19 protein-coding genes are annotated in these 18,454 nt (G+C 74.0%); 7 read left to right on the top strand and 12 right to left on the bottom strand.

Features of this window, described 5'->3' with window-relative positions:
• Nucleotides 1-32: 32 nt before the first annotated feature.
• Both JQN70_RS14935 and JQN70_RS14930 read left to right on the top strand, forming a co-directional pair.
• Entirely contained in the window at nucleotides 33-836 is an 804-nt protein-coding gene (locus tag JQN70_RS14935; protein ID WP_204132152.1) for a TrmH family RNA methyltransferase, read from the top strand.
• A gap of 89 nt (nucleotides 837-925) precedes the next feature.
• Nucleotides 926-1,561 (top strand): VOC family protein, encoded by a 636-nt coding sequence (locus tag JQN70_RS14930; protein WP_204132151.1) that lies wholly within the window; start codon nucleotides 926-928, stop codon nucleotides 1,559-1,561.
• A gap of 85 nt (nucleotides 1,562-1,646) precedes the next feature.
• Here JQN70_RS14930 and JQN70_RS14925 read toward each other — a convergent pair whose 3' ends face one another.
• From JQN70_RS14925 to JQN70_RS14905, 5 genes are read right to left on the bottom strand one after another with little or no spacing between them, the layout of a single operon-like run.
• Nucleotides 1,647-3,971 (bottom strand): heavy metal translocating P-type ATPase, encoded by a 2,325-nt coding sequence (locus JQN70_RS14925; protein WP_326521462.1) that lies wholly within the window; start codon nucleotides 3,969-3,971, stop codon nucleotides 1,647-1,649.
• 1 nt (nucleotide 3,972) lies between these two features.
• Nucleotides 3,973-4,284 carry a metal-sensitive transcriptional regulator gene (locus JQN70_RS14920; protein ID WP_204132150.1) on the bottom strand — a complete coding sequence of 104 codons (312 nt, stop codon included), beginning with the start codon at nucleotides 4,282-4,284 and terminating at the stop codon, nucleotides 3,973-3,975.
• A gap of 55 nt (nucleotides 4,285-4,339) precedes the next feature.
• The gene (locus JQN70_RS14915) at nucleotides 4,340-5,191 is read right to left on the bottom strand and encodes a class II fructose-bisphosphate aldolase (RefSeq protein ID WP_204132149.1); all 852 of its coding nucleotides are present in this window, start codon (nucleotides 5,189-5,191) and stop codon (nucleotides 4,340-4,342) included.
• A 25-nt stretch (nucleotides 5,192-5,216) separates the two neighbouring features.
• Complete coding sequence (locus tag JQN70_RS14910; RefSeq protein ID WP_204132148.1) at nucleotides 5,217-6,185, bottom strand: carbohydrate kinase family protein; 969 nt, start codon at nucleotides 6,183-6,185, stop codon at nucleotides 5,217-5,219.
• On the bottom strand, nucleotides 6,182-6,982 hold the full coding sequence (locus tag JQN70_RS14905; protein ID WP_204132147.1) for a DeoR/GlpR family DNA-binding transcription regulator: 801 nt from the start codon (nucleotides 6,980-6,982) through the stop codon (nucleotides 6,182-6,184). The genes JQN70_RS14910 and JQN70_RS14905 overlap by 4 nt, the downstream gene beginning before the upstream one ends.
• A gap of 135 nt (nucleotides 6,983-7,117) precedes the next feature.
• Here JQN70_RS14905 and JQN70_RS14900 point away from each other — a divergent pair, with 135 nt between their 5' ends.
• Nucleotides 7,118-8,425 carry an alpha-glucosidase/alpha-galactosidase gene (locus tag JQN70_RS14900; protein WP_204132146.1) on the top strand — a complete coding sequence of 436 codons (1,308 nt, stop codon included), beginning with the start codon at nucleotides 7,118-7,120 and terminating at the stop codon, nucleotides 8,423-8,425.
• Nucleotides 8,426-8,517: 92 nt separating this feature from the next.
• On the opposite strand, the gene JQN70_RS14895 is transcribed toward JQN70_RS14900, so the two are convergent.
• Nucleotides 8,518-9,570, bottom strand: coding sequence for an amidohydrolase family protein (locus JQN70_RS14895; RefSeq protein ID WP_307836007.1), 1,053 nt, complete (start codon nucleotides 9,568-9,570; stop codon nucleotides 8,518-8,520).
• Between the two features lie 120 nt (nucleotides 9,571-9,690).
• On the opposite strand from JQN70_RS14895, the gene JQN70_RS14890 reads away from it, so the two are divergent.
• The 4 genes from JQN70_RS14890 to JQN70_RS14875 are packed head-to-tail and all read left to right on the top strand — an operon-like array spanning nucleotide 9,691 to nucleotide 13,793.
• Nucleotides 9,691-10,605: an SIS domain-containing protein gene (locus JQN70_RS14890; protein WP_204132144.1), complete on the top strand. Its 915-nt coding sequence runs from the start codon at nucleotides 9,691-9,693 to the stop codon at nucleotides 10,603-10,605.
• A gap of 16 nt (nucleotides 10,606-10,621) precedes the next feature.
• Nucleotides 10,622-11,968 (top strand): ABC transporter substrate-binding protein, encoded by a 1,347-nt coding sequence (locus JQN70_RS14885; protein ID WP_204132143.1) that lies wholly within the window; start codon nucleotides 10,622-10,624, stop codon nucleotides 11,966-11,968.
• Nucleotides 11,965-12,900, top strand: a complete 936-nt coding sequence (locus JQN70_RS14880; RefSeq protein WP_307836006.1) for a carbohydrate ABC transporter permease — start codon at nucleotides 11,965-11,967, stop codon at nucleotides 12,898-12,900. Before JQN70_RS14885 ends, JQN70_RS14880 begins: the two co-directional genes overlap by 4 nt.
• Nucleotides 12,900-13,793, top strand: a complete 894-nt coding sequence (locus JQN70_RS14875) for a carbohydrate ABC transporter permease (RefSeq protein WP_204132142.1) — start codon at nucleotides 12,900-12,902, stop codon at nucleotides 13,791-13,793. The genes JQN70_RS14880 and JQN70_RS14875 overlap by 1 nt, the downstream gene beginning before the upstream one ends.
• A gap of 15 nt (nucleotides 13,794-13,808) precedes the next feature.
• Here the strand turns inward: JQN70_RS14875 and JQN70_RS14870 are convergent, their stop codons facing one another.
• From JQN70_RS14870 to bioD, 6 genes are all read right to left on the bottom strand, one after another.
• Entirely contained in the window at nucleotides 13,809-14,213 is a 405-nt protein-coding gene (locus JQN70_RS14870; RefSeq protein ID WP_204132141.1) for an MmcQ/YjbR family DNA-binding protein, read from the bottom strand.
• 36 nt (nucleotides 14,214-14,249) lie between these two features.
• The gene (locus JQN70_RS14865; RefSeq protein WP_204132140.1) at nucleotides 14,250-14,945 is read right to left on the bottom strand and encodes a hypothetical protein; all 696 of its coding nucleotides are present in this window, start codon (nucleotides 14,943-14,945) and stop codon (nucleotides 14,250-14,252) included.
• Nucleotides 14,946-15,077: 132 nt separating this feature from the next.
• Nucleotides 15,078-15,554, bottom strand: coding sequence for a GNAT family N-acetyltransferase (locus JQN70_RS14860; RefSeq protein WP_307836005.1), 477 nt, complete (start codon nucleotides 15,552-15,554; stop codon nucleotides 15,078-15,080).
• Entirely contained in the window at nucleotides 15,551-16,999 is a 1,449-nt protein-coding gene (gene purB, locus JQN70_RS14855; RefSeq protein WP_204132139.1) for an adenylosuccinate lyase, read from the bottom strand. The genes JQN70_RS14860 and purB overlap by 4 nt, the downstream gene beginning before the upstream one ends.
• Nucleotides 17,000-17,101: 102 nt before the next feature.
• Complete coding sequence (locus JQN70_RS14850; protein WP_204132138.1) at nucleotides 17,102-17,620, bottom strand: low molecular weight protein-tyrosine-phosphatase; 519 nt, start codon at nucleotides 17,618-17,620, stop codon at nucleotides 17,102-17,104.
• 115 nt (nucleotides 17,621-17,735) lie between these two features.
• Nucleotides 17,736-18,443 (bottom strand): dethiobiotin synthase, encoded by a 708-nt coding sequence (bioD, locus tag JQN70_RS14845; RefSeq protein ID WP_204132137.1) that lies wholly within the window; start codon nucleotides 18,441-18,443, stop codon nucleotides 17,736-17,738.
• Nucleotides 18,444-18,454: the final 11 nt, after the last annotated feature.

Raw genomic sequence — 18,454 nt, 5'->3', positions numbered from 1 at the left:
GCCCGTGGGCGCCGTGGGATGCTGGGGCCGCCATGGCCGAGCTCCACGTCACGTCCGCGACCAACCCCCGCCTCAAGGCGGTCGCCGCGCTGCGCCGTCGCCGGGTTCGAGAGGACGAGGGGCGCACCGTCGTCGACGGCTACGACGAGCTCGCGCTCGCGGTCGACGCCGGGGTCGTGCCCGACCTGCTCCTGCACTGCCCCGAGCTGATGCTCGACGCGCAGGCCCAGGGCCGGCTCGTCGAGCGGGTGCGGGCGCTCGGGGCCACGACGATCCGGTGCGGTCGGGCGGCCTTCGAGAAGGTGGCCTACCGGGAGGGACCGGACGGCTTCCTCGCCGTCGTGCCGGTGGCCGGCGTCGCGCTGGCCGACCTCGACTTCCCGCCCGACCCGCTCGTCGTCGTCGTCGAGGGCCTCGAGAAGCCGGGCAACCTCGGGTCGGTCCTGCGCAGCGCGGACGCCGCGGGGGTCGCGGCCGTCGTCGCGGCGGACCCCGCCACGGACTGGGGCAACCCCAACGTCGTCCGGGCGAGCAAGGGCACCGTCTTCACCGTGCCGGTCGCCGCGGCGCCGCTGTCGGAGGTGCTCGACTGGCTGCGCGGGCGGGGCGTGCGGCTCGTCGCGACGACCCCGGACACCGAGGTGCTGCACACCGCCGTCGACTGGCGGGGACCGGTGGCCGTGGCGGTCGGCACCGAGAAGACCGGGCTCACCGACGAGGCGCTCGCGGCCGCCGACGAGCGAGTGCGCATCCCGATGGCCGGGCGGGTCAACTCGCTGAACGCCGGTGTCTCGGCGGCCGTCGTGCTCTACGAGGCGGTCCGCCAGCGGTCCTGAGGTGACCCCTGTGACTGGTGGTGCGGGAGCGCTGCGCGGCGGCCGACCCGTGTCCGGAGCACCCCCGCGCCTATGGGATCATGAACGGCATGCGAGTTGACCACGTCGTCTATGCGGCCGAGCACGATGGCGTCCACGCCACGGCCGAGCGCCTCGCGAAGCTGATCGGTGTCCGGCCGGTCGATGGGGGAGTCCACCCGCGCTTCGGGACGCGCAACGTCATCCTTCCGCTGGCCCACGAGCGCTACGTCGAGGTCGTCGAGGTGCTCGACCACCCGGCCAGCGACAAGGCCCCCTTCGGCCAGGTCGTCCGGGCCCGCTCCGCGGCCGGCGGCGGCTGGCTGGGCTGGGTCGTCCAGGTCGACGACATCGCCGAGCAGGAGCAGCGCCTCGGTCGCGAGGCCGTGGCCGGCAACCGGCACCGCCCCGACGGCGTCGAGCTGCGCTGGCGCCAGCTCGGGGTCAAGGGCCTGCAGGCCGACCCGCAACTCCCCTTCTTCATCGCCTGGGAGCAGGGCACGCCGCACCCCTCCGAGGACGCCGACACCGACGTGACCATCGAGTCGCTGACCATCGCCGGCGACCCCGACCGGGTCCGCGACTGGCTCGGCCTCCCCGCCGACTACACCTCCTCGGTCATCGACTTCTCGTTCGTGTCGCCGCACGGCACCCCCGGCCTCATGGCCGTCACCTTCGAGACGCCGCAGGGCGAGGTCACCATCTGACCCGTCCTCCCCGACGAACAGGCCCCCACCCGGAGCACCCGGTGGGGGCCTTCGTCGTCCCCGGCCCGCGTCGGGGTGGGGCGGGTCAGCTGCGGGGGGTCCAGCGGCGCAGCCGGAGGCTGTTCGTCACGACGAGGACGCTCGAGAGGGCCATCGCCGCGCCGGCCACCATGGGGTCGAGCAGGCCCGCGACCGCGAGCGGGATCGCGGCCACGTTGTAGCCGAACGCCCAGACGAGGTTCTGCCGGATGGTGCGCAGGGTCGCGCGCGAGAGGTCCATCGCGGCGACGACGGCCGGCAGCTCGGAGCGGAGCAGGACGATGTCGGCGGCCTCGGCCGCGACGTCGGTGCCGCTGCCCATCGCGATGCCGAGGTCGGCCTGGGCGAGCGCGGCGGCGTCGTTGACCCCGTCGCCGACCATCGCGACGACCCGTCCGCGCTGCTGGAGGTCGGCGACCATCGCGTGCTTGTCCTCGGGGCGCACGTCGGCGACGACCCGGCCGACCGGGATGCCGACGTCGCGGGCCACGGTGAGCGCGGCCCGGTCGTGGTCGCCGGTGAGCAGGTAGCAGACCATCCCGGACTCGTCGAGGGCCCGGACCGCGCGGCCCGAGCTGCGACGCACGGTGTCGGCGACGGTCAGGGAGGCGCGGGCCGTGCCGTCCCACCCGACCCACACCGTCGTGCCCTCGGCCGAGGGGCTGGCGACGTCGGCGGGCACGGTGTCGAAGAGGTCGGCCCGTCCGACCGTGACGCGGGTGCCCTTGATGAGCGCCTGCGCTCCGGAGCCCGGCAGGGCCTCGAAGTCGGAGGCCTCGGGGACGGCGAGCGCGCGCGAACGAGCCGCTGCGAGAACGGCCTTCGCGACGGGATGCTCGCTGCCGGCCTCGACGGCCGCGGCGGCCCGGAGCGCCTGGTCCTTCGGGAGCCGGCCGTGGGTGGTGACCTCGACGAGCGTCATCTCGCCGGTGGTCACCGTGCCGGTCTTGTCGAGGACGACGGTGTCGACGCGGCGGGTGTCCTCGAGGACGTCGGCGCCCTTGATGAGGATGCCGAGGCGCGCGCCGCGGCCGGTGCCGACGAGCAGGGCGGTGGGCGTGGCGAGGCCGAGGGCGCACGGGCAGGCGATGACGAGCACCGAGACCGCGACCTCGAGGGCCCCGCCGGCGTCGCCGGTGCCGACCCACCAGCCGACGAGGGTGAGGACGGCCAGCCCGAGGACGACGGGGACGAACACCGCCGAGACGCGGTCGGCGAGCCGCTGGACGGGGGCCTTGGAGGTCTGGGCCCGCTCGACGAGCCGGGCGATGCCGGCCAGCGTCGTCTCGGACCCCACGCGCGTGGCCTCGACGACGAGCCGACCGGTGGTGTTGATCGTGCCCCCGGTGACCTCGCTCCCGGGCCCGACCTCGACCGGGGCGGACTCCCCGGTGACGAGGGAGGCGTCGAGGGCGCTGCGGCCGTCGCGGACCGTGCCGTCGGTGGCGACCTTCTCGCCGGGGCGCACGACGAAGCGCTCGCCGACCTCGAGGGCCTCGACGGGGATGCGCTGCTCGACGGTCGCACCGCTCGCGGTGTCGGTGCGCAGCACGGCGACGTCCTTGGCGGCGAGGTCGAGCAGGCCGCGCAGCGAGTCGCGGGTGCGGTCGGTGGCGCGGGCCTCCATCCACCGGCCGACGAGGAGGAAGGTCGTGACGACGGTGGCGGTCTCGAACCACAGGTGCGAGCCGCCGCCGCCCATCCCGCCGGCGCGCCCGGTGAGGACGACGACGAGCGAGGAGAGGTAGGCCGCGAGGACGCCGAGCGAGACGAGGGTGTCCATCGTCGAGGCGAGGTGGCGGGCGTTGAGCGCGGCGCTGCGGTGGAACGGCCAGCCGGCCCAGGCGACGACCGGCGTGGCGAGCGCGAGCTGCACCCACGGCTCGGCGGGGACGTCGGCGCCGGGGACCATCGCGAGCACGACGACCGGCACGGTGAGGAGGGCCGCGAGCTCGGCCCGGCGGCGCAGGTCGTCCTGGCGGGCCACCTGGTGGTCGGCGGGCGTCCCGGAATCGACGAATGTGTCAGGTGTTGCACGCCCGGCTGTCGAGGATTCGACGGATGTGTCAGGTGTTGCACGCTCGGGCGTACGGGAATCGACGGATGTGTCACGTCCTGCACGCCCCGGGGCGGCGATCGGCTCGGCGCCGTAGCCGGTGCGCTGCACCGTCGCGACGATGTCCTCGACGGTCAGCGGCCCGCTCCAGCGCACCCGGGCCTTCTCGGTGGCGAGGTTGACGACGGCGTCGACCCCCTCGAGCCGGCCGAGCTTCTTCTCGATGCGCGCCGAGCACGAGGCGCAGGTCATCCCGGTGATCGCGAGGTCGACCTCGTGGACCTCGTCGGCGGGACGGTCGGCGGTCTGGGTCACCTCAGCTCCTCACGAGCCGGGTGACGGCGGCGACGACCTCGTCGACCTTGGCGGCCGCGGCCTCGTCGGACTCGCGCGCGGCGTCGACGACGCAGTGGGCGACGTGCTCCTCGAGCAGGCCGAGGCTCACCGCCTGCAGCGCCCGCGTCACCGCGCTGACCTGGGTGAGGACGTCGATGCAGTACGTGTCCTCCTCGACCATCCGCGCGATGCCCCGCACCTGGCCCTCGATGCGACGCAGCCGCTTGAGGTGGGCCTCCTTGGTGTCGGAGTAGCCCGGGGTGACCGGGGGTGGGGGAGTGGTCGCACTCATCCTGGCAGCATACCCCTGTGGGGTATGCCGTGCGAGTCGGGGAGCGGGCCGGCGGTCAGCTGCCGCCGGCGGCGCCGTGCACCTCGGCGAGGGTGGTGGCCACCGCGTCGGCGACGGCCTCGCGCGCCTCCCGAAGGTACCGCCTCGGGTCGGTCACCGACGGGTCGGCGTCCAGCCGGTTACGGACCGCCGCGGTGAAGGCCAGGCCGAGCAGCGTGCCGACGTTGACCTTCGTCATGCCGGCCGCGACGGCGGCGCGCAGCTCGTCGGCGGGGACGCCGCTCGAGCCGTGGAGGACGAGGGGGACGGGCACGGCGGCGTGCAGCCGGCCGACGAGGTCGTGGTCGAGGCGCGCGGTGCGGGAGGTCATCGCGTGGCTGCTGCCGACCGCGACGGCGAGCGCGTCGACCCCGGTGGCGGCGACGAAGGCCGCGGCCTCGTCGGGGTCGGTGCGGACGCCGGGCGCGTGGGCGCCGTCCTTGCCGCCGACCTCGCCGAGCTCGGCCTCGACGAAGAGCCCCTGCGCGTGGAGGGCGCGGGTGGCCCGGGCCGTGACGGCGACGTTCTCGTCGTGGGGCAACCGGCTGGCGTCGACCATCACCGACGAGAACCCGTGCGCCGCAGCGGAGTCGACGAGGTCGAGGTCGGTCGCGTGGTCGAGGTGCAGGGAGGCCCGGGCCGTCGAGCCCTCGGCCGCCGTCCGGCAGGCGGCGGCGAGCGGGCCGGCCCGCCCACCGTGGAAGGCCACCGCGTTCTCGCTCACCTGGAGGACGACGGGATGTCCTGCTCGCTCGGCCCCGGCCAGCACCCCCTCGACCTGCTCGAGGGTGACGACGTTGAACGCGAGCACCGCGCGCCCGGCGGAGGCGGCGGACGCGACGAGGTCGGCGGTCGGGACGAGGGGCATCGGGATCCTCCGGGCTGGCGGACGGTCAGGAGCGGTGGGGCACGGGGCGCGTCGCGGTGGGCGCGAGGGCGGCGTCCAGCTCGGCGGCCGTCGGCTGGCCGGCGGTGCCTCCGCTGCGGCGGGTCGAGAGGGCCCCGGCGGCACAGGCCCGGGCCAGCGCCTCGGCCTCCGGGCGGCCCTCGAGCAGCGCGGCGACGAGGGCCGCGTCGAAGGTGTCGCCCGCACCGGTGGTGTCGACGGGTTCCACCGGCGTCCCCGGCTCGTGCACCACCCGGTCGGCGCCGACGAGCAGCGCACCGTCCGCGCCGTCCTTGACGACGACCGTCGGGCCGCGTGCGGCGAGGGCCCGCGCCGCCCCCACGAGGTCCGCGGCGTCGACGCCGAGCGCCCGGGCCGATGCTCGGCACTCCTCGGCGTTCGGGAGCAGCAGGTCGACGAGCGGCAGCACCTCGGCGAGGCCGGGGAAGCGACCCTCGGGGTCGAGGTTCGTGTCGAGCGAGGTGCGGACCCCGGCGGCGCGCACGAGCGGGAGCATCCGCGGGAGGGCGGCGGCCCGGCGGCGCTGGAGGAAGAAGGACGAGACGTGCAGGTGCCGGGTGGGCGGCACGTCGGCGGGGGTGCGCCACTCCGGAGCGGGCGCGTCGATCGCGCCGACGAGGGTGAGCGTCGCCCGGGCCGAGCCGTCGGAGAGCACGACCGAGAGACCGGTGGGCTCCGGCCCGACCTCGACGAGCGAGCAGTCGACCCCGCCCGCGCGCAGCAGCCGCACCGTCTCGGCGCCGAACACGTCGTCGCCGACCCGGGCCATCAGGCCCACCCGCACCCCGAGGCGGGCCAGCGCGTGGGCGGTGATGGCGCCCGACCCCCCGAGGACGAGGTCCGCGTGGTCGAGGAGCTGCTCGGACTGCCCGAAGCGCGGCACGACGTCGCCCCGGAGCACGAGGTCCGGGTTGGCCTCCCCGAGGACGACGACGTCGAACGGCTCGGTGGTCATACGAGGTGGACCTCGACGCCCGCGGCCCGCAGCCGGGCGACCTCGTCGGCCGGCGCGCCGACCTCGGTGAAGAGCATCGAGACCCGCGACACCGGCACGATCGGCGAGAGGACGACCTTGCCGATCTTGCTCGCGTCGGCGACGACGAAGAGGCGCTGCGAGCGCTCGGCCATCTTCTGGTCGGTGCGCGCCTCGACGGCGTCGTGGGTGGTCAGCCCGCCGGCGACCGAGATGCCGTCGACGCCCATGACGGTGACGCCGAAGTTCAGGCCCTCGATGAACCGCTCGGTCCAGGCGCCGACCGCCTCGTAGCTCTCCGAGCGCATCGTCCCGCCGGCGATGATGACCCGCAGCCGGGGGCTCGTCGCGAGCTCGGTGGCGATGTTCACCGCGTTGGTCACGACGGTCAGCTCGGAACGGTCGTGCAGGCGCCGGGCGACCTCGGTCGTCGTCGTGCCACCAGAGATCGCGACCGCCATCGCCCGCCGCGGGATGGCCTCGACGCAGGCGGCGGCGATGCGGGCCTTGGCGTCGCGGCGCTGGCCGTCGCGGTAGCGCACCGGCAGCTCACCGGCGAGGACGCGGCAGGTGGCGCCGCCGTGCACCCGCTTGAGCAGGTCCTGGCCCTCGAGGACGGCGAGGTCGCGGCGCAGCGAGGCCTGCGAGACGTCGAGCTCCTCGGCGAGCCGGGCCACCGAGACGGTCCCGTGCTCGGTGAGGAGCGCGAGGATCGCCGCGAGCCGGGAGGTGCGACGGTCGGACACCTGGGCGCGCGGCGTCGACGGGGGCGAGGTCATGACGTCCATGATCGGGCGTCAGTCGAGCACGTGGTGCGCGAACGGGATGTCAAACGCTCATCGGTGCTGCGCATTCGGGCAGCACGGGCGTGCGGATCGGTGCCGGCCCTCGCCGAGGTCGGCACGATCGCCGGCATGACCCGCATCGCGTTCGTCGGCGCCGGCAGCGTCGTGTTCACCCGCCAGCTGCTCCACGACCTGCTCCGGGTGCCCGAGCTCGCCGAGGTCGAGGTGGCCCTCCACGACGTCGACGCCGACCGGCTCGACACCGCCCGCCGCACCGCCGAGCACCTCGCAGCCCGGACCGGTACCGCGCCGGTCGTCACCGCGACGACCGACCGCGCCGCGGCCCTCGACGGCGCCGACTTCGTCGTCAACATGGTGCAGGTCGGGGGGATCGACGCGACGCGCACCGACTTCGAGGTGCCCGCGCGCTTCGGGCTGCGCCAGACCATCGGCGACACCCTGGGCGTCGGCGGGGTGTTCCGGGCGCTGCGGACCTTCCCCGTCCTCACCGCGATCGCCGACGACATGACGCGGGTCTGCCCGGAGGCCCACCTGCTCAACTACACGAACCCGATGGCGATGAACATGTGGTGGCTCTCCGAGACCGCTCCCCAGGTGCGCGCGGTCGGGTTGTGCCACAGCGTCTACTGGACGGTGCACGACCTGTCCGAGCTGCTCGGCGTGCCCGTCGAGGAGGTCGCGTACCGTGCGGCCGGGGTCAACCACCAGGCGTGGCTGCTCGAGTGGAGCCACCGGGGGGAGGACCTCTACCCCCGGCTGCGCGAGCGCGTCGCCGCCGACCCCGAGCTGCGCCGTCGCGTGCGCGTCGACATGTTCCGCCGGCTCGGGTGGTACCCGACCGAGACGAGCGAGCACTCCAGCGAGTACGTGCCGTGGTACCTCCACGACGACGCCGAGGTCGAGCGGCTGCGCATCCCGGTCGGTGACTACCTCGGCATCAGCGAGGACAACGTCCGCGAGTACGAGCACACCCGCGAGGTCCTCGACGCCGGTGGCGAGCTCGACCTGCCCGACGAGGTGGCCGAGTACGCGCCGCAGGTCATCCGCGCGATGACGCTCGGCGAGGAGGTCACCATCCACGGCAACGTGCCGAACCGCGGGTTGGTCGACAACCTGCCCGAGGGCGCGTGCGTCGAGGTGCCGTGCACGGTCGACGCGGCCGGCATCCACCCGCAGCCGATGGGGTCGCTCCCGCCGCAGTGCGCCGCGCTCAACCACGCCTTCCTCGACGTCGCCGGCCTCACCGTGCGGGCCGCCCTCGAGGAGGACCCGCTGATGATCCGGCAGGCCGTGCTCGTCGACCCGAACACCTCGGCCACCCTCGCCGTCGACGACGTGTTCGCGATGTGCGACGCGCTCGTCGAGGCCCACGGCGACCTCCTTCCCGAGTGGGCGAGGGTCCGCGTCAGCGTCTGACCCGGGGCCCGCTCTCGTCACGGTGATGCACGAGGCGGCGGATGTCCCGCGTCGCGCATCACCGCGAGTTCCCGGCCCGGGCGCCGAGAGGGTCAGAGGCCGAGGCGCAGGGCGTTGTCGCGGTACAGGGCCGGGAGGAGCGCGGGGTCGAGCGCGGCCCCCGAGACCCGCCAGCGCCCCTGCGACCCCGGCTCGGCCTCGTCGTCGGCGCCGTCGTACGGCCAGTGCTCGTCGTCGGTCTCGAGGAACCGGTAGAGGTTGCGGTAGGCCTGCGGGTCCGGCGGGTAGGCGTCGGTGCCCAAGAGCACGCGGTCGGGATGGGCGGCGACGAACCGGGCGAAGGCCCGCGGCTGGCGCCCGATCTCCGCGAGCCGGCCGCCGAGGTCGGCGTGGAAGGTCGGGTACCGGTCCATCATCGTGCCGACGGCCGAGAGGTCCTCGGCGTGGCAGCCGACGTGCGCCCCGATGACGGTCGTCCCGGGGCAGGCCGCGACGAGCCGCTCGAGGGCGCCCATCAGGTCCTCGAAGGACGGGTGGCGGGTGCGGTCGCCGAACCACCAGTCGGGCTGCCCGGCCAGCTCCTCCAGGCGCTCGTTGGTCCCGTCGAGCGGGTCGAAGAAGGCCACTGGGTCCGCGGTGTGGATGAGCACCGGGAGGCCGTGCTCGCCGGCCCGCTGCACGACCCGGACGACCCGCTCGTCGTCCGGGCGGACGAGGGCGCCGGCCTCGTCGCGGACACCCAGCCCGAGGTCCTTCCAGATCTTCAGCCCCCGCGCCCCCGCGGCCACCGACGCGTCGAGGCTCGCGAGGAGGGCCCGACCGTCGTCGCCGGTGTGCAGGAGGCCCCAGTCGACGTGGCAGAAGGTCGCGAACCGGCCGGGGTGGGCGCGGTCGTAGCGCCTGAGGTTGGCCTCGAGCTCCTCGCCCCAGCGCCCGTCGAGGTTGACGACCCGCTCGACGCCCAGGTCGTCGAGCGTCCCCAGGAGGTCGCGGACCGACGGCACGAGCCAGCTGCCGTCGGGCGAGAGCCAGGTGCCGAGGTGGTTGTGCACGTCGATCGCCGGGACGGGGGGCCGCGCCACGACCGTGCGCCCACGGACCAGGCGGTCGTGGGGTCGGAAGTCCCGCAGCGGCAGGTCGCTCACCCGGCCAGCGTGCCGGGTCGTTCGTCCGGGCACCGGAAACGCGCAACGGCACCGAGCGAGCGCGCAGGTGGACTGAGCGAACCGCGCCGCCCGGGTCCGGCGTCAGCACCATGGGTCGACATGACGACCACCCCCACCCCCGGCGCCCTGACCCGGGCCGAGATCGAGAGCCAGCCCGGCCTGTGGCAGGAGGTGCTCAGGCACGCCGGCGGTCCGGCGCTCGCCGCCCCCGGCGAGCGCGTGCTCTTCATCGGCTGCGGCACCTCCGCGTTCGTCGCGCACTCGCTCGCCGTGCTGCGCGAGTCGGCCGGCCTCGGCACGAGCGACTGGGCCTACGGATCGGAGCTGCCGCCCGGCCCGCGCGACTACGACCGGGTGGTCGCGATCACCCGGTCGGGGACCACGACCGAGGTCCTCGAGGCGATGGAGGCGCTGCGCGGCAGCACCCGGCTCGTCGCCGTCACCGCCGTCGAGGGGATGCCCGTCGAGGGCCTCGCCGACGACGTCGTCGCGCTGACCGCCGCCGACGAGCGCTCGGTCGTCCAGACCCGGTTCCCGACGAGCGTGCTGCTCCTCGGCCGGGCCGCGTTCGGCGAGTCGGTCGGCCACCTGCCGGCCGCGTGCGGGGCGGCGCTCGCCGCCGACCGGCCCGATCCCGCCTCCTTCGAGCACTTCGTCTACCTCGGGCGCGGCTGGTGCCAGGGCCTGGCCGACGAGGCCGCCCTGAAGATCCGCGAGGCGGCCCAGGCCTGGGCCGAGAGCTACCCGGCGCTGGACTTCCGGCACGGACCGATCGCCGTCGCCGGTCCCCGGAGCCACGTCTGGCTCCTCGGACCGACCCCGGCCGGACTCGCCGACGACGTCCGCGCGGTCGGTGCCACCGTCCGCGAGCCGGTGCACGACCCGCTCGTCGAGCTCGTCCTCGCCCAGCGCCTCGCCGTCGACCTCGCGGCGGCCCGGGGACTGGACCCCGACGCCCCCCGCCACCTGACCCGCAGCGTCATCCTCGACGCCCCCGACGCCGTGCGCGGCTGACGAAGGAGCTGGACCCATGACCGGACACCGCAGGACCCGTCGCACCGTCCTCGCCCTCGCCGCCCTCACCTCGGTCGTGCTGGCCGGGTGCGCGGGCGTCGACCCGGAGCCCACCGACTCGGGGCCGACGGCGTCCGCGACTCCGCTCACCGCGGAGGACCCCAACGCGCCGGTCGAGCTCGTGTGGTGGACGGGGCAGGAGTCCGACGCGCAGAAGATCCTCGACGCGAAGGTCGCGGACTTCACGAAGCAGCACCCCAACGTGACCATCCGGTCCTCGTCCGGCGCGGCGACGACCGACGACCTCCTCCAGAAGCTGAGCGCCGGCTTCGCGGCGGGGACCTACCCCGACATCTCGTACGCGTTCGGCTCGTGGGCCAGCGAGCTCGGCGCCTCCGGGAAGACGCTCGACATCTCGGCCGAGGTCGCCGACCCGGCCGTCAAGTGGGAGGAGATCTCCGAGGCCGCTCGCGAGACCGCGAGTCCCGGTGGACGGACCATCGGCATCCCGGCGCTCGTCGACAACCTCGCCCTCTTCTACAACAAGACCCTCTTCGACGCGGCCGGGGTGCCCTACCCCACCGACACGATGACGTGGGACGAGTTCCGCGCGACGGCGAAGAAGCTCAGTGACCCCTCGCGCAACGTCTTCGGCACCTCCTTCGACGTCACCGGCGGCGAGGGCACGACGTGGGCCATGTGGCCCCAGCTGTGGCAGAACGGCGGACAGGTGCTCGCGCCCGACGAGAAGACCGTCGCCTTCAACTCCGAGGCCGGGGTCGAGGCCGTGCAGTTCTGGCGCGACATGGCCGTCGAGGACAAGTCCGTGTACCTCGACCAGACCGCGGAGAAGGCGATCGGCCTCTTCGCGAGCAACAACATCGCGATGCTCGTCACCGGGCCGTGGGCACTCTTCGACGTCGGCGGGGCCAAGACCGACTACGACGTCACTCTCCTGCCCGGGACCGGTGACGACCACCAGACCGTGTCGGGGCCGGACCTCTGGGTGCTCTTCGACCACCAGGACCGCAACCGCGCGTACTGGTCCTACCAGTTCGTCAAGTACCTCACCGACCCGGCGCAGGACCTCACGTGGAACGTCGAGTTCGGCAACCTCCCGCTGCGCTCGTCCGAGATCGAGTCGCCGGAGTTCCAGGCCAAGGCGAAGGTGACGCCCGGCTACGAGCTGCTCGCGAAGAACCTCGACAACGCGAAGAACAAGCGCCCGACCGTCGAGGGCTACGTCGAGGTGTCGGCCGCGTACGGCAAGGCCGTGTCCCGCCTGCTGCAGGGCCAGGGCGAGGTGGGGCCCGCCCTCGACGACGCCGCCGAGGCCGCCGACCGGGCCCTGGCCGACCGGTGACCACGTCGGCGCCCGCCCCCACGCGGCCCCTCGGGGCGCGCGTGCGGCGGCGGGCGGTCGGTGCCTCCCGGCGGGCCGCGACGGGATGGCTGTTCGTCGGTCCCTCGACGCTCGTCATCCTCGGGCTCTCGCTCTTCCCGGCCGGCTGGGCCTTCTACCTCGCGCAGCTGAAGTGGAACGGCTTCTCGCCGGCGCGCGGCGTCGGGTTCCGCAACTACGAGCGGATGGTCGACGACCCCGACCTGGCGTCCGCCGCCCTCCACACCCTGTTCTTCACCCTGCTCTACGTCCCGACGTCGGTGTTCCTCGGGCTCGGCATCGCCCTGGCCCTCAACCGGCGCATCCGGTTCATCGGGCTGTACCGCACCGCGATCTTCGTGCCGTTCGTCGCTTCGGCCGCCGCGACCGGCATCCTCGCCAACTACCTGTTCGACCCCCAGTTCGGGTTCGTCAACAACGCGCTCCGGCGGGTCGGGCTGCCCGCGCAACGCTTCCTCGAGGACCCGAACCAGGCGATGACGGTCATCGCGCTGATGTCCCTGTGGGCCTCGCTCGGCTTCACCGTCGTCGTGTACCTCGCTGCGCTGCAGGACATCCCGCGTGACCTCGTCGAGGCCGCGGTCGTCGACGGCGCCAACCGGTGGCAGGTGTTCCGGCACGTCGTGCTGCCCCAGCTGACGCCGGTGACCGTCTTCACGACGATCTGGCAGCTCATCGGCTCGCTCCAGCTCTTCGACCTCGTCTACACGACGACGCGGGGCGGGCCGGTGGAGTCGACGAAGACGATCGTCTACTACCTGTGGGAGCAGGCCTTCAAGCAGCTGAACTTCGGGTACGGCTCGGCCGTGGCGTACGTGCTGTTCGCGGCGACGATGGTCATCACGCTGGGGATGATCGTGTACTCCCGGTTCGCGAAGGTGCAGGCCTTCTGATGGCGCTCTCGACGGCACCGACACCCACCGGGGAGTGCGCGGCGCAGGACCCGGCCGACGGCGGCCCGCCTCCTCGCCGGCGCTGGCCGTTCAGCCCGTACCACCTGCTCCTCGCGCCCCTGGCCGTGCTCTTCGCGATGCCGCTCGTGCAGATGGTGCTCGCGTCGTTCAAGACCGACGCCGAGATCCGGCAGGTGCCGCCGACCTTCGTCCCGGCCCACCCGACGCTCTCGGGCTACGTCCGGCTCTTCCAGGACTCCGACGTCCTGCGCTGGCTGCTCAACAGCGTCATCGTGTCGGGCTCGGCGATCATCGCCCACCTCGTCCTCTGCTCGATGGCGGGCTACGGGTTCTCGCGGCTGCGCTTCGCCGGGCGGGGTGCGTCGTTCGTCCTGCTCGTCGGCACGATCATGATCCCCACCCAGCTGCTGATGATCCCGACGTACATCATGTTCACGAAGCTCGGTGTCGTGAACACCCTTCCGGCAGTGATCCTCCCGTGGCTGACGTCGGCCTTCGGCGTGTTCCTCATGCGGCAGTTCTTCCTGTCGCTCCCGCGCGAGCTCGAGGAGGCGGGGCGGCTCGACGGGTGCAGCGCGTTCGGGGTGTTCTGGCGGGTGGTGCTGCCGCTGGCCCGGCCGGCGCTCGCGACCCTCGCGATCTTCACGCTGCTCGGGTCGTGGAACGACCTCATCTGGCCGCTCATCGCGATCAACGACGACCGCTGGTACACGATCCAGCTGGGACTGGCGAACTTCCAGGGGCAGCGACGGACCGAGTGGTCGCTCCTCATGGCCGGCAACGTCGTCGCGACGATGCCGATGGTGCTCTTCTTCATGCTCGCCCAGCGCCAGTTCGTCGCGACGATGACCTTCAGCGGGATGAAGGGCTGAACCCGGCGGAGGGGGTCAGCCGAGGTGCTCCTTGACGAGCTTCTTCGGCGCCTTGGTCGCCCACGCGTCGGTGATGATCTCGGCGAGCTCGAGGTAGTCGAGCCGCCCGAGGTCGCGCTCGCGGACGAGGACCGCCGGGTAGCCGTTGAAGTGCGGTGTCGTGAACCAGGGTCCGCCGAGCTGGAGGATCGACTCCTTGTCCTCCGGGCCGGGGACCGTGACGCAGATGACGTCGTCCATCCGCTCGCCGGTGTCGGGGTCGACGGCGTCCTTGCGGGGCTCGCGCCAGTGCAGGAAGCTCTTCCCGCGCACGACGTAGGCCGGCCGCTCGTCGGTGCCCTCGCGGGTCACCTCGGGCAGGGCCAGCGCGATGCCGTCGACGTCGTCGCGGTCGACGGGCTTCGGGTCCTCGGTCGCCATCGCGCCAGCGTCCCACATCCGGCGGAGACGCCGCTCTCAGCCGACGGGCGGGGCGACGATCTCCAGGTCCGCGCCCCACCCGGAGTAGCGGATGTCGAGCCGGCCGTCCGCGACCTTCATGCTCGCCTGCACCGGCATCCCCTCGTCGTCGAGGCGCAGCAGGACGGGAACGGTCGCCGGTCCCTTCGCGGGCGGGTCGATGCCGAGGACCGCGTAGGCCTGCTCGGCCCGGACGGCGAGCGAGTAGGAGGTGATCCGGTGGCCCTCGACGACCTCGCTGGGGCCGCGGGTCACCGAGCGCGTGCCGTCGCGCCAGGTGTCCACCTGGAGGCTCGGCAGCGCCTCCTGGATGACGTCGGGCGGCTCGGCGACCTTCCGCCACGGGGCGTCGGTCTTCTCCTCGTCGAGGGTCCAGGCCTGCTCGCCGATGACGACGACCCGCAGCCACTGCTCGGAGTCCTGGAACCCGACGCGCGCCGACGAGGTCGAGGGCTGCCACTCGGCCTGGATGGACTCGTACGGCGACTCGAGCTCGACGTCGACGGTGTCGGCGTCGGTCACCCGGTCGGCGAGGTCGTCGAAGAACCTCGCCGCGTCGACCTTCCCCGACGGGAGGGAGGGGGAGGTCGAGGGCGAGGTCGTGGTGGACGCGCCGACCGACGCCGGCGGACGCGCGGGACGGCCCGCCTCCAGGGGCACGGCCGCGCACCCGGACAGCGCGAGCGCTGCCACGGCCGCGACGGTGCCCGCCCGGCTCACGGCGCGCGTGGACGATGCGCACGGACTGCGCAGCACGGGGACCCCCTCCGACGACGACGGCACAGTGTGACACGCGACCGGCCGGCGGGGCCGCGGAACCGGCCGTCAGAGGGCGAGGGTGAGGAAGGTGCTGTGGGGGTCGGGGCGGTAGCTCGCGAAGGGCTCGGAGTCGACGAACCCGTGGGCGCGGTAGAGGCTGCGGGCCGGCACGAACACCTCGCCCGACCCGGTCTCGAGGCTGACCCACGAGGCCCCGGCGGCCCGCGCCTCGGCGAGGGCGTGGAGCAGCAGCCGGCGTCCGAGCCCGGTGCCGCGCACCGAACGGCTCGCGCGCATCGTCTTCAGCTCGACGTGACCGCCGCCGAGGTCCTTGAGGGCCACCGAGCCGACGAGTGCGCCGTCCGCCTCGGCGACCCAGAGCCGGACGGCGGGGTCGCGGAACTGCTCGACCGACAGGGCGTGCCGGCTGCACGCGGGAGCCGTCGGCTCCATCTCGGCCAGGTGCTCGGCGACGAGGGCCGCGACCCGGGGGTCGTCCAGGTCGGCCGGGCGGATGACCGGCTCGCCGGCCGGATCGGTCACGGCAGGTGCCGGACCAGCTCGGGCGCGAGCCCGACGTACGTCGCCGGGGTCAGCGCCGCGAGCCGCTCCTCGACCTCGGCGGGAAGCCCGAGGCCGCGGACGAACCCGACGAGGTCGTCCTGGCCGATGCGCCGGCCGCGCGTCAGCTCCTTGAGCCGCTCGTACGGCTCCTCCATCCCGGGGACGCCCTGGGCGCCGAGGGCCCGCATCGCCGACTGGACCGGCTCGCCGAGGACCTCCCAGTTCGCGTCGAGGTCGGCGGCCATCGCGGCCGGCACGGCGTCGAGGCCGTCGAGCCCTCGGTGGGCGTTGTCGATGGCGAGCAGGCTGTGCCCGAACGCCGACCCGATGTTGCGCTGCATCGAGGAGTCGGTGAGGTCGCGCTGGAGCCGGCTCTGAACGAGGGTGCTCGCGAGGACGTCGAGGAGGGCGTTCGAGACCTCGAGGTTGGCCTCGGCGTTCTCGAAGCGGATCGGGTTGACCTTGTGCGGCATCGTGCTGCTGCCGACCGTGCCCTGGCCGCGCACCTGGGCGAAGTAGCCCATCGAGATGTAGGTCCAGACGTCGGTGCACATGTTGTGCAGCACGCGGTTGAAGCGGGCGAGGTCGGCGTAGAGCTCGGCCTGCCAGTCGTGGCTCTCGATCTGCGTGGTCAGCGGGTTCCACGTGAGGCCGAGGTGCTCGACGAAGGTGCGGCTGACGTCCTGCCAGTCGGCGCCGGGCACGGCCGCGAGGTGGGCGCCGTAGGTGCCGGTGGCGCCGTTGAGCTTACCGAGGAAGTCGGCGTCCTCGACCCGGCGCAGCTGGCGCCGCAGGCGCCACGCGAGGACGGCGAGCTCCTTGCCCATCGTCGTCGGGGTCGCCGGCTGGCCGTGGGTGTGGGCGAGCAGCGGCACGTCGGCGAGCTCGCGGGCCATCGTCGTCAGCTTCTCGACGAGGGCGGTGGCGCGGGGCAGCCAGACGTCGTGCACGGCGCCCTTGACCATGACGGCGTAGGACAGGTTGTTGATGTCCTCGCTCGTGCAGCAGAAGTGGATCAGCTCGGCGAGGCCGGCGTCCTCGGGGGCCGGGGCGATGTCGCGCAGCCGGGCCTTGAGGAAGTACTCGACCGCCTTGACGTCGTGCTGGGTGACCCGCTCGGTGGCGGCCATCTCGTCGATCTCGTCGGCCCCGAACCCCGCGACGACCGTGCGCAGGGCGTCCTTCTCGGCATCGGTGAGCCGCCGGACGCCGGGCACGACCTCGCGCTCGGTGAGGTGGACGAGCCACTCGACCTCGACGTGGATGCGGGCCCGGTTGAGCGCGGGCTCGGAGAGGTGGTCGACGAGCGGCGCGACGACGCCGCGGTAGCGGCCGTCGAGCGCGCCGAGGGCGATGGACGGGGCGAGGTCGGCGAGGCTGCGCGCGTGCGAGAGGCCGGTGGCGGCGGGGGCGGTGCTCGGCATGGGTCCATCCTCCCAGAGCCCGCGTTCTCCCCGACTTCGTGGGGGCGGATCCGCCCGACACGCCGCCCTGACGGGGTGTCCGGCGGACGCCGCCCCACAAGGTCAGGGACGGTCGAGCGCGGCCCGGACGTGCTCGACGATGCCCGGCACGGCGGCCCGGATCTCGTCGTAGGTCTGCTCGTACTCGGCGTCGCCGCCGTACCAGGGGTCGTCCATGCCGAGCTCACCGGCGGCGACGGCGTCGGGGTCGAAGGACCGGACGAGGCGCACCTTGGCGGCGTCGTCCTCGTCGCGGGCGAGTCGGGCCAGCCGGTCGGCGTGGGGGTGGTCGGCGGCGAGGACGAGGTCGGCGGCGTCGAACCCGTCGGTGCGGAACTGCCGGGCCCGGTGCGCGCCCCAGCCGACGTCGGGGTGGTCGTGACGGCGCAGGACGGCGACGGTGCGGGGGTGCACCGGGTTACCGAGCTCCTCGGCGGAGGTGCCGGCCGAGTCGACCTCGACCCGGTCGGCGAGCCCGGCCTCGTCGAACGCCTCGCGGAGGAGGAACTCGGCCATCGGCGAGCGGCAGATGTTGCCGTGGCAGACGACGGTGACGCGGTACGGGCGCTCGGGCTCGCTCATGCCCCCATCCTCCCAAGGTGGTCCGACTGATTGCCCATCACCCACCTCGCGGGACCGGATCCTGGCCCTCAGAGGTGGGTTCCGGCCAATGAGTCGGGTGGCTGCGGGCCCAGGGTCAGGTGATGTCGAACCAGCCGGGCACGGCGGCGGTGAACGCGTCGGCGTCGAGTGCACCGGCGCCCTCGGGCACCCGGCCCCAGAGCGGCGCCCCGGTGACCCGCGGCAGGTCGTGGAGGTTCTCGGTCTCGGCGAGCCCCGGCTCCTGCGGCCACGACCCGACGACGACCCCGAGCAGCGGGATCGACCGTCTGGCCAGCGCCTCGGCCGTCAGCGCGGCGGTGCTGAGGACCCCGAGCCCGGCGGACGCCACGAGCACGACGCCGCACGAGACGCCCTTGTAGCGCAGGGCCGTGCCGAGGTCGGCGAGCGTGCCGCCGCGGGAGTCCATCCGCACGAGGAGCCCACCGGCCCCCTCGACCAACGTGACGTCGGCGCCGGCCGCGATCTCACCGATCCGCTTGGCGTGCAGGGCGACCGGCGTCAGGTCGACCCCCTCGCGCCGCGCCGCCGCCTCGGGGGAGAGGGGGTCGCGCAGCCGCACGAGCTCGTGGGTCTCGAGGCCGTCGCCGACGAGGCGGCGGACGTCGTCGACGTCACCGGGCTCGCCCGCGACCAGCCCGGTCTGGGTCGGCTTGACGACGGTCACCCGGCTGCCCCGGCCGCGGACCAGGGCCGCGAGCGCCGCCGTGACGACGGTCTTGCCGACGCCCGTGCCCGTTCCCGTGACGAGGACGACGGACGGCAGCGCGCGGGGGTCGGACACCGACGGCTCGC

It is taken from the genome of Phycicoccus sonneratiae (assembly GCF_016887965.1).
In the GTDB taxonomy this organism is placed as follows: domain Bacteria; phylum Actinomycetota; class Actinomycetes; order Actinomycetales; family Dermatophilaceae; genus Phycicoccus; species Phycicoccus sonneratiae.
The sequence above is the reverse complement of the archived record's forward strand: the minus strand, read 5'-3'. Positions and strand labels throughout refer to the sequence as shown.